Origin of the sequence: Collinsella aerofaciens (genome assembly GCF_040926405.1) — a bacterium.
Lineage (GTDB): Bacteria > Actinomycetota > Coriobacteriia > Coriobacteriales > Coriobacteriaceae > Collinsella.
Genome location: NZ_JBCOIG010000066.1, coordinates 1 through 1,018 on the forward strand (window position 1 = coordinate 1; position 1,018 = coordinate 1,018).

Consider the following 1,018-nt stretch of genomic DNA (forward strand, 5'->3'; position numbering starts at 1 on the left):
CGCCGCTGACCGGTGGACGGCACCGAGCCGTACGCTTGAACTTTGAAGGGGGGAGGCCTCGCGGCCTCCCCCTTTTTGCGTTGTATAAACCGACATTTGCTCTATCTGCTTTAGGGGTGTCCGGATTGGCTTTAGTCGAGGGCATCTTTGTCGTCCGCGGTGAGGTAGAGCCGATCTTTGTGCTTATGCCGCTTTCTGGTGGCGCTCAGTCAGCTACAGGGTTCTGTCGCCACGTATATCCGGACGGATCTTTTGCTCCTTATTTCCAGCAAATCAATTCAGGAACGTTGTTTCAATCAAATACACTCCGCCAGCGGGGGCTCTATCTAATTGGTGATAGAGCCCCGCTGGCGTTTTATAGGTTTGTTAACGTTGTCCTTCAATTTATTACGGGCTTACTAGCGGAGACCGACGAGGGTATAAAGATGCTATGTCTACAGTGGACAGCAAGATTCCCGAGGTCATACGGTCTGTCCAAGGTTTATGACCATATTTGTGACTCTGAGCAACTCGGAGCCCAGTTAATTCATTTGTGAACAAAATATGGAGTGCGCGATTCCCGTCCACGGCGCCCCTCCGGTCTGGCAATATATCTCCTTGCCGCGCGGCCCGGTCGAACCGGATGAGCCGCAAGGCGTGCACCTTGAGAACCGGATACTGCGAGGATGGACACATTCAGTGTCGCATCCGGGCAGACATCGAACCATTTGAAATGGTCTAACTTGGATTTGTTTTTCGCAAGGCCGCCGAGAGGCGGCCCCGAGAAATTCCTTTTCCTATACTAGAACCATATGAATCGAACGGAACCGATCAGCGATGACTGAGAGGACCGGACGGGCTCGAAGCCCATTTATTTTGGACGGAGAGTTCGATCCTGGCTCAGGATGAACGCTGGCGGCGCGCCTAACACATGCAAGTCGAACGGCACCTGCCTTCGGGCAGAAGCGAGTGGCGAACGGCTGAGTAACACGTGGAGAACCTGCCCCCTCCCCCGGGATAGCCGCCCGAAAGGACGGGT

1 rRNA gene is annotated in these 1,018 nt (G+C 54.3%); it reads left to right on the plus strand.

The features are described 5' to 3' along the window. Positions 1-856: 856 nt before the first annotated feature. Positions 857-1,018: ribosomal RNA gene (locus tag AB5758_RS09725) — 16S ribosomal RNA — on the plus strand; the annotation flags it as partial.